Origin of the sequence: Granulicella sp. L56 (genome assembly GCF_009765835.1) — a bacterium.
In the GTDB taxonomy this organism is placed as follows: domain Bacteria; phylum Acidobacteriota; class Terriglobia; order Terriglobales; family Acidobacteriaceae; genus Edaphobacter.
On record NZ_LMUS01000006.1, the window covers coordinates 1,112,800 to 1,125,877 of the forward strand.

Annotated in this window: 10 protein-coding genes; 4 read left to right on the top strand and 6 right to left on the bottom strand. The window is 58.2% G+C overall.

The window, feature by feature from the left end:
- Window positions 1–77 precede the first annotated feature (77 nt).
- Complete coding sequence (locus GSQ81_RS12645) at window positions 78–1,169, top strand: sigma-54-dependent Fis family transcriptional regulator (RefSeq protein WP_256369672.1); 1,092 nt, start codon at window positions 78–80, stop codon at window positions 1,167–1,169.
- A 160-nt stretch (window positions 1,170–1,329) separates the two neighbouring features.
- On the opposite strand, the gene GSQ81_RS12650 is transcribed toward GSQ81_RS12645, so the two are convergent.
- The 6 genes from GSQ81_RS12650 to GSQ81_RS12675 all read right to left on the bottom strand — a co-directional run bounded on the left by GSQ81_RS12650 (window position 1,330) and on the right by GSQ81_RS12675 (window position 8,438).
- Window positions 1,330–2,706 carry a TIGR03013 family XrtA/PEP-CTERM system glycosyltransferase gene (locus tag GSQ81_RS12650; RefSeq protein ID WP_158911077.1) on the bottom strand — a complete coding sequence of 459 codons (1,377 nt, stop codon included), beginning with the start codon at window positions 2,704–2,706 and terminating at the stop codon, window positions 1,330–1,332.
- Window positions 2,707–3,014: 308 nt separating this feature from the next.
- Window positions 3,015–4,013 carry a CpsD/CapB family tyrosine-protein kinase gene (locus GSQ81_RS12655; protein ID WP_158911078.1) on the bottom strand — a complete coding sequence of 333 codons (999 nt, stop codon included), beginning with the start codon at window positions 4,011–4,013 and terminating at the stop codon, window positions 3,015–3,017.
- Window positions 4,010–4,945, bottom strand: coding sequence for an ExeA family protein (locus GSQ81_RS12660; protein ID WP_158911079.1), 936 nt, complete (start codon window positions 4,943–4,945; stop codon window positions 4,010–4,012). Before GSQ81_RS12660 ends, GSQ81_RS12655 begins: the two co-directional genes overlap by 4 nt.
- Window positions 4,946–4,947: 2 nt before the next feature.
- Window positions 4,948–6,471 carry a Wzz/FepE/Etk N-terminal domain-containing protein gene (locus GSQ81_RS12665; protein ID WP_158911080.1) on the bottom strand — a complete coding sequence of 508 codons (1,524 nt, stop codon included), beginning with the start codon at window positions 6,469–6,471 and terminating at the stop codon, window positions 4,948–4,950.
- A 9-nt stretch (window positions 6,472–6,480) separates the two neighbouring features.
- Window positions 6,481–7,800 (bottom strand): hypothetical protein, encoded by a 1,320-nt coding sequence (locus tag GSQ81_RS12670; RefSeq protein WP_158911081.1) that lies wholly within the window; start codon window positions 7,798–7,800, stop codon window positions 6,481–6,483.
- A complete protein-coding gene (locus GSQ81_RS12675) occupies window positions 7,797–8,438 on the bottom strand; it encodes a polysaccharide biosynthesis/export family protein (protein ID WP_158911082.1) in 642 nt (213 codons plus the stop codon). Before GSQ81_RS12675 ends, GSQ81_RS12670 begins: the two co-directional genes overlap by 4 nt.
- Before the next feature lie 593 nt (window positions 8,439–9,031).
- Between GSQ81_RS12675 and GSQ81_RS12680 the strand changes: the two genes are divergently transcribed.
- From GSQ81_RS12680 to GSQ81_RS12690, 3 genes are all read left to right on the top strand, one after another.
- Window positions 9,032–9,964 carry an exosortase/archaeosortase family protein gene (locus GSQ81_RS12680; RefSeq protein WP_158911083.1) on the top strand — a complete coding sequence of 311 codons (933 nt, stop codon included), beginning with the start codon at window positions 9,032–9,034 and terminating at the stop codon, window positions 9,962–9,964.
- Window positions 9,961–10,638 (top strand): exosortase C-terminal domain/associated protein EpsI, encoded by a 678-nt coding sequence (locus tag GSQ81_RS12685; RefSeq protein ID WP_158911084.1) that lies wholly within the window; start codon window positions 9,961–9,963, stop codon window positions 10,636–10,638. The genes GSQ81_RS12680 and GSQ81_RS12685 overlap by 4 nt, the downstream gene beginning before the upstream one ends.
- A 114-nt stretch (window positions 10,639–10,752) precedes the next feature.
- Window positions 10,753–13,050 carry a tetratricopeptide repeat protein gene (locus tag GSQ81_RS12690; RefSeq protein ID WP_158911085.1) on the top strand — a complete coding sequence of 766 codons (2,298 nt, stop codon included), beginning with the start codon at window positions 10,753–10,755 and terminating at the stop codon, window positions 13,048–13,050.
- Window positions 13,051–13,078 lie beyond the last annotated feature (28 nt).

Sequence of the window (13,078 nt, forward strand, 5' to 3'; positions counted from 1 at the left end):
AGCCAATTGGTTGTCTACGTGCAACATGACTGGCATTGCAATATTGTGCCTCCTGCACCTTGATAGGAAAAATAATCTTGATTCACCACGCTGAATCCGTTGCTGCGCTCAACCTGCCGCCACTCGACATCATTTTCGGGAGAACTGCAGCAATGCAGGCAGTCCGAAACAAACTGGAACGAGTCGCAGAGACTGATGTCCCTGTTCTCATCCAGGGGGAGAGTGGCACAGGGAAAGAGGTTTGCGTTCGCCTGCTCCATGCTCTCTCCAAGCGTGCCAGCGGCTCTCTGGTTAAGGTAAGTTGCCCCGCAATTCCCCATTCTTTGCTTGAAACCGAGCTGTTCGGATACGAAAAAGGCGCCTTTACCGGGGCCATGTCGACGAAACAGGGCCGGGTGGAACAAGCACACATGGGGACGTTGTTTCTCGACGAGGTTGGAAGCCTTGATCTCGCAGTCCAGGCCAAGCTGTTGCAGGTTCTGCAGGATGGCACCTTTACGCGGGTTGGAGGACATGACCCGCGCTCGATTACGACCCGGCTCGTCTCGGCTGCCAACTGCGACCTTCGCAATCAGGTGGAAGATGGGACGTTCCGTCTCGATTTCCTCTTTAGAATCAATGCAGTAACGATTAATCTTCCACCTTTGCGGCAGCGCATTGCAGACCTACCCGTCCTAATCGACTACTTCATCGAGCACTATGCAAAAGTTTTCCACCATGCACCGGAATTACTCTCCAAGAGCGCTGTGCGGTTGATGCAGAACTATCACTGGCCGGGAAATATCCGCCAGCTCGAGAATCTTATTCGGAGCTATGTCCTTATAGGGAGCGAGGATGCGCTGGTTGCGGAGCTGATGCCGGAGACGCCGCGCAGCGGAATCACCACGGAGATTGATCTGAGCGAGCCGGTATCGCTGAAGAACATTACGAAGAAGGCGACTCAGGATCTGGAACGGCAGATCATTTTGAAGGTCTTGCAGGAGAATAGCTGGAACCGCCAAAAAACCGCTAAGTGGCTTCAAATCAGCTATCGGTCGCTGTTGTACAAACTGAGCGAGGCGGGGATGCCGGAAGTTCCACCGCGGCCGCTGCGGATTCCCGGTCTGGTGAAGAAGACCTCCGAGAGAACGCTGAAGCCTGCGCTTTCGTCGCGGAGCAGGATTTATTAGAGCGGTTCTCCTCCAGATGTAGTTTTGATGATTCGAGCAACCGCAGATTCCCTTCGGGAATGACAAACAAAGGGAAGCTACACCTGAGAGGAAACAGCTATAGGATGCTTCCAGGTTTGAAACCCCGGCTTTGGCCGGGGTTTCGTTGTTTACGAAGGGTTTACTGTGCGCCCTGGCGGCGGATGATGGTCTTGATGGTCTCGAACATGATGAGGAGGTCGAGACCCAGGGTCATATGTTTGATGTAGTAGAGATCGAACTCCAGCTTTTCGCGGCTTTGGGCGAGGGTGGCTCCATAACCGTAGCGGACCTGGGCCCAGCCGGTGAGGCCCGGGCGGATCATGTGGCGGAGGTCAAAGTAAGGAATCTGCTCGGAGAGCCACGGCACGAACTCAGGCCGCTCGGGGCGGGGGCCGACGAAGCCCATGTCGCCGCGCAGGACGTTCCAGAGCTGGGGGACCTCGTCGAGCCGGGTCTTGCGCATGAACATGCCGATGCGGGTGACGCGAGGATCGTTCTTGGTGGCCCACTTGGCTCCGGCGGCTTCGGCATCGGTACGCATGGTGCGGAATTTGTAGACGGAAAAATTGCGCCCGCCCATGCCAACCCGGGTCTGCCGGAAGAAGATGGGGCCGGGAGACGACATGCGGACCATCAGAACGACGAAGGGAAAGAACGGAAGGAAGAGGAGCAGGCCGATGGCCGCGGTCAGGGTGGAGACGATGCGGCGGGCGATCTGCTGCGAGGGTTTTACGCGAAAGCCTTCGCTGTAGATGAAGTTACTGGGACGGAGGCCGTCGAGGTAGAGCTTGCCGGTCAGCCGCTCTAAGAGCGCGCCTGCCTCTTCGATGACGACGCCATTGAAGCGCAGCTTGAGCAGCTCGCGCATGGGGAGAGTGCCACGGCGATCCTCGAGCGCTACAACCAGGCGGTCGATGTGATGCTTCGAGCCGTCGAGATCGGCCATGGCGGCGCCGAAGACCTCGTGCCGCTCTGCCTTGTCGTCGGTAAAGCCGTCGCAGCCGACGACCTCCATACCGGCGTCCCGGCGATTGCGCAGGAGATTGACGACCATCTGGGCCCGCTCGCCGGCACCGAGGACGTAAACCCTCTCGCGGAAGGCGTCCCTGCCGATGAGCCACTCATAGACGCCACGCCAGGCGACCAGCCCGATGGTAAGGAAGATAAGGCCGAGCAGAAGGACGGAGTGGGCGATGTCGATGGCGGGAAAGAAATAAATAATGCCGGAGAGCAGAAAGGAGAGAAAGCCGAGGACGAGCAGAAGGCGAAAGTAGATCTCCCAGCTTTCGGAGATGCGCTGCGGTTCGTAGAGGTCGAAGTAATAGGAGATGAGCAGCGTGAGGATAATGAGGGCGACAATCTTGACCCAACCGTATTCGAAGTTGAGGACGAGATAGGAGTCTGGCCCGGCGATCAGCACCGTCGCCAACAGAAAGCAACCGCCGATAATCAGCGCCTCGCACAACAGTAAAACGATGGTGCGAGTTGGGTAGTACACGTTGAATAGGCGAATCATTGCTCTCTCTTACCGGCGATCTGCTGTAGACCGTGAACCCTGGACAACATCAATATTCTTCATGGCTGACTTGGATCGGATTTTGCCACCGTCCAGATTCGATCAGCCTTTGGCAAATTCCAACAACATAAGAGAGCATACCCCAAGGGCTAAAGCCCTTCTTTTCATTCGCCCCTGATAAACGATCCAAACTAAACCTGTTCCCAGCCAGGGAAGAAGGCAGCTCGATGATTCCATCTCAATTTACGGCAAGATTGAGGTGACGAACCTTCAATACCTGGTGATTTTTCCGCGCCGTCCCAAGTCCGTTACTCGTTGGTGGAGTCGTAGCCATAATAGCTGCCGACCTGAGGAGCCTCGCGCACAGCATTGAGCACAAAACCAAGAACCTTCGCAGCTTTCAACTCGCTCTGCGCGCGCTGTGCAACGGGGAATTTGGTGACCCCGCCGCGGGCGACAAGAAGGACACCATCGCAGGACCGGGCGAGGTTGACCGCATCGGAGACAGGGAGAACCGGGGACGAGTCAACAATAATCCAGTCGAAGTAGGGAGAGGCCTGGCGGATCAGGTCGCCAAAGCGCGGGCTGCCGGAGAGGTCCGCTGCCTTGTCCCCGCCATTGCCTCCGGCGATAAAGGTGAGGTTAGGAAATATGGGCTGCTTCGCGGAATCGGTGGACGGCATCTCCTCGGCACGCTGCATAATCTCGACGAGGCCAGCCTTGCCCGCCAGATAGTCGGCGAGGCCGGGCTGCGACTCGCAGCCGAGGATCTGATGCATGGTGTAGCGGCGCATGTCGCCGTCGATCAGCAGTACCTTGCTGTTCTTGTGGCGCGCGAGACTAAGGGCCAGGTTCGTGGAGACGAAGCTTTTGCCCTCCTGGGGCATACCGCTGCTGATAAGGATCGACTTAAGCGGACTGACGTCACGCAGCTCGAAGATGCGCGAGCGGAGGCTGCGGAACTGCTCGACGGCAGGGCCGCGATGCAGGAGCGCCGGAAGCTGGGCGAAGGCCGGGCTCCAGGGACGCCTTTCGATCTTGCTGAGGTCAAGCGGTTCCTTGACGACGGCAGCAGCTACGACCGGGGTCGGGGCCGGTGCCGCGTAACGGGGAGGCGCTGTCGCGGCAGCGGGTGACTCGTATTCCGCCTCGGCGGCAGCAGTCTGCGCAAGAGGCTCGAAATCGGCTGGCTGGGCCGGATTGGCTAGCTGTTCTGCTGGCTGTTCTGGGATTAGCGGCTCGCGCTCGCGTTTTTCCAGAGCGCGCTCGGCCTCTGCTTTCTGGAGTGCTTCGTATATGCGGCTCATCGATCTTGCCTTCCCGTGGGATCACCGTTAAAAGCTGTGCTGAAGTTGAGAGCGTCGCCGGATACGGAGAGTGGCGACGACATGCCACCGCCTCCCATGGCCGCTGAGGAGATAAGAAATGGCTGCGTCTCAAGTTCGAGCTCCACCGCTACGCCTTCGACAATGGCCGGAGTAATCTCCCGAATCTGTTCCACGTAGCCCACAATCAGTGAGTGCTCGCAGAGCAGGTTGATGATGCGCGGAATGCCGCGGCTGAATCGGTGGATGAGGCTGAGCGCCTCCTGCGAGAAGATAGGCCACGATGCACCGGCGATGCGGAGACGTTCCGCCACATAGGCGTGGGTCTGACTCTCGGTGAGCGACTGGGTGCGGCACCACAGCGAGACGCGCTGGCGAAGCTGGCGGACGCTGGGGTGGCGAAGTTTCTCCTCAAGCTCGGGCTGGCCGGAGAGGACGATCTGGAGCAGCTTCTCCGACGAGGTTTCAAGGTTGGTGAGCAGCCGAATCTCTTCGAGCAGGTCCCAGGAGAGGTTCTGCGCCTCGTCGACGACGACCACACAGGTCTCTTCCATGCGAAAGCGCTCGATGAGCCAGCGATTGAGCTGGAGCAACATGCCGGACTTGGTGCGGGTTGTCGGGGCAATGCCGAAGTCGGTAAGCACGAACTCGAGGAAGTCCAGGGTGTCGAGGCGCGGGTTGAAGACGAACGAGGTGGACACGCGACGGCTGCTAAAGGAGCTGAGAGCGCGACGCAGCAAGGTGGTCTTGCCTGTGCCGACCTCGCCGGTGAGCACGGTGAAGCCCTTGCGGGCGGAGATGCCGTACTCCAGGCAGGCGAGGGCCTCGCGGGTGTGCGGCATCATGTAGAGGAACCGCGGGTCCGGGCTGGTACCGAAGGGACTGCTTTGCAGCTTGTAGAAGCTCTTGTACATGATCAGCTACCCGCATTCACGAGCGGCTTGGTGTCCGCTGCAAGGTCTGGCTGACGGCGAAACGGCCATCTGCGCTGGGACGGTGCGGGCTCGTCGTCACTGGAGAAGCCAATCACCCCCAGGGTCGGCAGCTTGGTGAATGCCCAGATATCGCGCTCGCTGCGGACTGCGGTGTCACGATACTCGATGAGGCCCACAATCAAAATGCCCAGCGCAAGGCCCCCGACGAAACCTCCAAGCGCGAAGACCAGCCGGTTGGGGAAGGTTGGCGCTTCAGGAAGGTTGGGCGCATCCATGATCCTGAAGTTCTCGCCCTGCTGACGTTTTTCGAGATCTGTTCCCATTTTAGCCAGGTTCATCTTGTTGAGGAGATCATCATAGAACTGTTGGGCGGTGGCATGGTCACGGGTGACGTCTTTGAACTGCTCCTGCACGGCCGGGGTGGACTCGATGCGTCCCTGATAGCTGCGGATCTGGTTCTGAATCTGGGCCTGATCGTGCTTCTTCTGAACAATTCCCTGTTCGACGGAGCGGAGCTGGGCGCGAAGCTGCTGCACGCTCAAGGAATCATGGGCATTGGGAGTCGAGATCGACGAAGCCTTCGCGGGTGCGGGAGCCTTCGCCATCTGGGCGCGAAGATCCTTGATCTTGCGCCGGACGGCGACAACATCGGGATAGTCTTCGGTGTAGCGGCCGGAGAGGTCAGCCTCCTGAGCGAGAAGAGACTCCAACTCGGTTTGCTGAGCCTGTGGAGCTACGGCCCCACCGGAGGTGCTTGAACTTTGAGCCACCTGCTGGGCCAGCATCGCCTCCTCGTAGCTCTTGTCCTGCTCAAGCCGTGCGAGTGCCTGCGTGGCCGCATCCAACTGAGTATTGAGGCTGGTCAACATATTCATGTTGGTCGCTTCTTCGCCGGGAAGTCTGCCGGCGTACTGCTCCTGAAAACGGGCGAGCTTGGAGTCCTGATCGTCGAGTTTACTCTTGGCGTCGGCGAGCTGGGCCTGAAGGAAGGACGTGGTGCCCTCGGCGGAGGCGGTGCGGTCGCTGAGGTTTTCGCTGACGAAGAGCGAGGTGATCTCGCCGCAGACAACCTGGGCGGTTCGAGCGTCACTGGCCTGGTAGGAGATATAGAAACCAGGCATCCCCGACGAACCCGCCGATTGAATGGGCTTGATGTCGATGTTCTTGCGGACAGCGTCGACGCGGTCGTCCATGGATATCTTGCTGGTGCCGTACAGGTTAAAACGCTCAATGATGGGCTGGATGCGGGAGCGGCTGAGGATCTGCTCCTTCATCGAGGCAAGACGAGTGCTGAGGTCCTCTGTAACAACGGGTTTGACGTAGCTGTCGGGGACCTTCTGCTGCTCCACCAGTACGAGCGTCTGGGAGACATAGCGGGGCTGCACGAGATGGCTGATCCCGTAAGTGAAGATGGGGAGGATGAGCGCCGGGATGACGACGATCCACCATCTGCGCTTCAGAATAGCGGCGTAGTCTTCCAGATTTAATGCGCGATGGCCAAGCATGGTAACTCCTTAAAACTGACCGAGAGATGTGGAGCGGGGAGAGAAGGTGATTCCAACTCCAAACGTCTGCGTTAGACCGCTAAAGGCATTTTGCGTACTCAGCGAATCGTCGATGGATTGATGTTGAATGTTGTAAGTGGCGAAGGCGGAGAAGGAATCGGTCAATTTGCGCGAAACCTGCACACCGGCAAAGGTGAGGTTGGTTGTTCCACCGGCATAGGGGAACAGGGAGGTCGAGGAACCGACAAGAGCCCCCTCCTGCAACAGTCCGGACGTATGAGTATAGTTCCCGCTCAGAGAGGCCCTCCAGTCGGGACCGTAGGACCTGCCAATCGAGGCCGAGATGTCATCAGAGAGAGCACCGGGCTGCACCCCGGAGCCGCCGTTGACTCCGCGTGAGTAGCTTACGCTCATCTGGGTGATTTCGCGGATGTAACTGAGATTGAGATTGGTACTCACCGTCACACGAGAAGGGATCAACGCACTATTGGAGCTACTGAGCCACATAGGCCCCGCAGAGGCGCTCCCTTTGAGCGAGCTGCTTAAAGTGCGTTCGAATGCGGCAGTGATACCACGGGTTTGCATGGTCAGACCGATGCCGCCCCCGTAGCTGTAAGTCGAATAGAGAGCGCTTCCGCTGATCGTGTCTCGCGCATCGAGGCGATGATTGAGGCCAAGGTTTCCCGAGTACTGGGTGTTTTCCAGACCTTCTCCCTTGGGAAAGCGAAGCATCGACCAGTCCCCTGAGCCGCTGATAGAGGTCAGGGGAGTAAGTTCCCTCTCGACGTTCCCAGTGAGGGCGTTACTGACATTGGTGGCATTGTTCGTCAGCACTCCGCCCGCAGGCCCACTGGATACTCCCTGACCCGTCCCTGATCCGAGGTCCCCTACGCCGGGAATTCCGGAAAGGCCCAGCGTGGGGGTTTCCGGCAGATAACTAACCGAATCCGAGACGGCGAAGTGCCATCGGCCGGCAACCAGACCTTGAGAGATGGCAAGGTTCTGAAAGGAAGTCGCGTGACCGCCGTACTCATTGCCCAGAATAAGGCCGCCAGCGTAGATCATGCTGAATGGATGCACAACGCTTGTGGAGTTGTACGCTGCGTCTCCTGAGAAAACGGCCGAATTGCCGGTGCCCACTCTCTCACTTCCAATCTCGACCATCTCCGAGGCGCGCAAGGCGTAGTGGAAGACGCCATCGACCGAGGGAAGGCTGGGGCCGACACTGGGCGACATGGTGCCAGCGGGAACCGCCTGCGCACAGGCTACGGAAGCCGCCGCAGCGATGAGCGCCAGGGTAGCAATACAACTCTTCAGGTAGCGGCTCATGGAACCACAATCGTGTCGCCAGGTTCGAGCGAGACGTCCTGTTTATCGTCGCCTTTCAGCGCTTTTTTATAGTCAAAGGGTATCTTCTTCTGGGCAGCGCCGGTGCCGCGCAGAATGTAGATGCGCTTGGCGTGAGCGAAGGGCGAGAGGCCGCCAGCCGAGGAGATTGCCTGCAGCGGCGTCATGCCCGGGGTCATCGCGAGCGCGCCGACATGGCCGACATTTCCGATCACGAAGATCCGCTGGCTGTTAACACCGAGAACAACGACCGAGACGATGGGGTCCTGGACGTACTTCTTAAGTCGCTGGGTGATGTCGGCGGCGAGTGCCATGGGGGTCAGTCCCGCGGCCTGCAGGTCACCCAGCAGAACGAGGGAGATCCGGCCATCGGGCCGGACGGGAACCGTACCCGAAAGAGTAGGCTCCTTCCAGACCGTGACCTGAAGCGAATCCTCAGCGCCAATCATGTAGTGGGCGATATCGCTGGAGTCCGTCGTGGATGGCTTTTGCGTTGCATCCGTCGCGGCAGGGGGAACACTCTGTGCGGTTGCAGCGGCTGGGGATTGCGTTTGTTGGGCAACTGCGGCAGAAGGCATTGCAGGCAACATTGCCATGAGCACGACAAGAGACCACTTCATTGGGTAACTCCCTCTCTTCAAGCCGCTAACCGGCTTCTCCCATTCTGCCTCATCTGCTTCCTGTTGCAGCCTTTTTGTCTTGAATATCCGATAATGGCCCCACAGGGAGCCCTGCGCGAGTGGTGTTGAATCGATTGCCTTTGCAGCAGTCGCTACACCCCAGCGATAGATTGTCGTGCCAACATGGCCGGTTGGGTCAACCGCCCGTCCTGTGCACTCTTGATTTTGTTTCGTAAAACCTACAATCATAGGAATCCTTTTGGCTAATACGTGGTTCTGAAGCACGAAGAATGCCAAACTGGAGGACAAGGCAGGGTTTGACTAAAAAGTTGCAACCTTTTGCTGGTTCTGCCCATAGTCATGCAGCCATCTGATTTGGTTATGGTCTATAGTTCCCAAAAGGAGCGCTGCTGTAGCGATGGGGCCGCATTAATGTGCAAATTGACGGCACATGTGGGAAATGTTTTTCCCATGACTTAACCCATCGTCTTCCACTTTGACGGGGGATTGGAGTTCTTTCCGGGAAAGAACCAGCCCATCGCTGCGGCATTCAAATTGCTTACAGGAGACATGTGAAGTATAACGTCTTACGAATGACAGGCAGTACCCAAGCCGAGCCTTATCCTCCTGAGCTGACCGCGAGCCGGGAAGACCGTGGGCCTAACGGCTCGAATGCTGCGAGCGAACCCCGCAGATATGGCTGGCTGCCCTATGCCATCGTCGCCGCGCTGCTGGTCACCATCTACTACCACATCGCAGGCAAGCTGGTTTACGACTGGTACACCATCCCTGACTACTCTCACGGTTTCCTGGTGCCGCTCTTTGCCGGGTACCTGATCTGGGACAAGAAAGCGGCCCTAAGCGCAGTTCCAGTGCAACCAAGCTGGCGCGGGCTCTCCCTGATCGTGCCAGGCATCGTCCTGCTTATTCTTGGCGTCTACGGGGTTGAGCTTTTTACCACCCGCATGTCTTTCCTCCTCCTGATGGGAGGGCTGATATGGACGTTCTTTGGCGGAAAGATGCTGCGTGAGCTGCGGTTTCCCCTGCTGGTGCTCATTCTCGCCATTCCGATTCCCGCCATCGTCTTCAATCACATCACCTTTCCATTGCAGTTGATGGCATCGCGGATCGCCAGCGACATCTTGCCGATGTTGGGCGTCCCTGTGCTGCAGGAAGGCAACGTCATCCAGCTACCGGCGATGAAGCTGGAGGTAGCCGAGGCGTGCAGCGGCATCCGCTCCTTAATGAGCCTGTTCGCGCTGGCGGTCTTCTACGGCTATTTCCTTGAGCGCCGGACCTCGCGCCGGACGATTCTGGCACTGGCCAGTATTCCCATCGCGGTGGCCGCGAACGTTGTCCGCATCGTCGGCACCGGCCTGTGCGTGCAGTACTGGGACCCGGACAAAGCGGTTGGGTTCTTTCACGAATTTTCCGGCTGGGTCATGTTCGTCATCTCCCTCTGTTGCCTGTACCTCGTCCACCGGGCGATGCAGCTTATCTGGCCGACGACTGGGGAAAAAGCATGAAGTCACCCAAATTCTGGACGGTTGTCCTCCTTCTTGTCGTCACTGCTCTAATCCTGCACAGCCGCGGCGATACCGACCGCGTGCCCCCCAGCGAGCCCTTGAAACTGATGCCGGAGACGATCGGCTCATGGACAGCACAGGACCTGCCCATCGCCGACGACGTTCTTTCTGTGCTGGGCAAGGGCGATTTTCTCAACCGCATCTACACCAGCTCACAGCCTGTCAACATCAGCCAAACATCTGAGCCAGTTGCTGCTAACCTGCCGATCGGGCTCTTCATTGGCTACTTTCCCACGCAGCGCACGGGCCAGACCATGCACTCACCTCAGAATTGCCTGCCGGGAGCGGGCTGGACGTTCGATTCCCGCCGCTACATCAACCTGAAAGACGTGAATGGCAAAAGCTACAGGGTGGGCGAATACCAGATCAGCAATGGGGAGATCCGACAGTTCGTCATTTACTGGTATCAGGCGCATGGACGGAGCATTCCCAATGAATATGTCGCAAGGGCCTATATGGTCGCCGACGCCATCCGCCTGGACCGCACCGATGGAGCGCTGGTGCGCGTCATCACACAAATTGCGCCGACAGAGACGGTGGCGGATGCCCGCGAACGCGCGGTTCACTTTACCAGCCTGATGGCACCCATGCTGTCCCGGTTCATACCGAACTAAGGACAAGATGGAACGGAAATTGCTCAGGGGTGAAGTGAGTACCCTATATCGCTCCATAGCAAAGAGAGCAAGCATTACGAGATAAAGTTTGTTTGAAAAGGATCGAGGAAAGTAATGAAGAAATCACTGACTCCGGCGGCATATCGAGTTTTGGTAGTTTTGGGCCTGGCCGTGACACTTGGCCTCAATATGGGCTGCAAACGCGACCCCAATAAGCTGAAGCACAGCTATCTGGACAGCGGAAAGCGGTATGAGGACCAGGGCAAGCTGAAGGAAGCCGCCATCCAGTTCTCGAATGCGTTGAAGGTAGACCACAACTTCGGCGACGCACACTACGAGCTGTCGAAGGTCTATCTCAAGCAGGGCGCCATGATGCAGGGCTATGCGGAGTTGATGCGCACCGTCGACCTGCAACCGAACAACCTAAAGGCACGCATTGACCTGGGCAACCTGCTGCTGGCGGGCCATCAGTCGGACAAAGCCGCCGACCAGGCAAATGCAGTTCTTGCACTGGACACCAATAATGCCGATGCCTACGCTCTGCTCTCGAGCATTGCGGCGACCAAGGGAGATCGTGCCGAGGCGCTCAAGCAGATCAAGCAAGCTCTTACGCTCGATCCGAACCGTGCGACCTTCCATGCATCGCTTGGACTGCTTGAGAGCTCCGATCCAACCAGCGGCACCTCTGCCGAAGACGAGCTGCGCAAGGCAGTCTCGCTTGACGGCAAGAACGTGACGGCCCACCTTGTCCTGGCGGCGTTGCTGGAGAAGAAGAACGACCTGCAGGGAGCGGAGACCGAGTTGAAGAATGCCATTGCCGCCGATCCGAAGAACATCATCGCTCGGGCGAGCCTCGCCAACTTCTATATCCGCCGGAACGATAACGCGAAGGCGGAGGAGACCCTTCATCAGGCGACTGACGATCTAAATGATACGGGTACGGGTGCTGACCTGCTGGCGTCCTATTATTTGCGCACCAATCAGGTTGACAAGGCGGAGGCCGCTTATGCCGACCTGGTGTCGAAACATCCGAAGAGCGCTCCGCTGAAGCTCGTCTATGCGCAGATTCTGCTTCGCAAGCACGACATTCCGAAGGTGCGCGAGATCTCGGACGAGCTGAACAAGACGGATCCCAGCCTTCCTGAAGTGGCTGTTCTGAAGAGCATGATTCTGCTGAATGACAACAAGACGGACGAGGCATTCGGTGTGCTGCAGAAGGCAGCGAAGGCCAATCCGGATAATCTGCAGGTCAAGCTCTGGCTGGGTCGCGCGGCGATGGCGAAGGGCGACACCACTACCGCACAGCAGAGCTTCCGCGACGCTTCACGCATCAATCCGAAGAGCCTGGAGGCGCAGAGCGGCCTGGCACAGGTCTCGATGCAGCTTCACGACGTTACAACGCTGGCACAGGTGGCAGAGGCGACGATCGCCATCGCTCCTCAATCGGCGATTCCGTACCTGTGGCGCGGCATGGCCGAGGGAAGCCAAAAACTGTGGGACAAAGCTGAGGCTGACTTCAACCAAGCCATCAAGCTTGATCCAAAGAATGCCGAGGCCTATCTGGAGCTGGCCCAGATTCGTCTGATCCAGAAGAAGATCCCCGAAGCACAGAGCCTGCTGGAGCAGTCGCTTCAGAACAACCCGAACTCTGCACGCGCTCTCAGCCTGCTGGCCTCCACGGACTTGTATCAAAAGCAGCCCGCCAAGGCGTTGAGCCGAGTTCAGGAGCAGATTGCCAAGTCTCCGCAAAACAGCGAAATGTATGACCTGCTAGCAGGGCTGCAGATGCAGACAGGCGATGCCAAGGGATCGCTGGTATCGGCCCAGAAAGCCATGCAGATCAATCCCAAGGACCAGGCAGCCGTGATGGCATACGCCCGCGCGCAGGCTGCTACCGGCGATACAGGTAAGGCCATTGCCACCTGGCAGCAGTGGACGAAGGACCACCCGAACGATGCACAGGCGTTCACAGTGCTGGGCACGCTGCAGGAGGCTCAGAGCGATCGCAGTGGCGCCACCGACTCTTACAAGAAGGCCCTGTCGATTGATCCCGACCAGGCAGTCGCTTCGAACAACCTGGCCTATCTGATGACGGAGACAGGGGGAAATCTGGATGTGGCGCTGTCGCTGGCCCAGACGGCCCGACGCGCGATGCCCAATTCGCCTGATACAGCCGATACCCTGGCGTGGATCTACTACCAGAAGGGAAATTACAATTCGGCGCGCGATGTATTGGAAGATACGGTGAAGACTTCGCCTGACAGCGCATCGATCCAATATCACCTGGGGATGATCTACAGCAAGCTCTCCGACAAGGCGAATGCAGAGCTTCACCTGAAGAAGGCAGCCGACCTTGCTCCCAATACGCAGACGGCAAAGGATGCAGAGAAAGAACTGGGCCTTATCGGTTGATAAAGCCCAGTTCACGGCCCGGAATAAT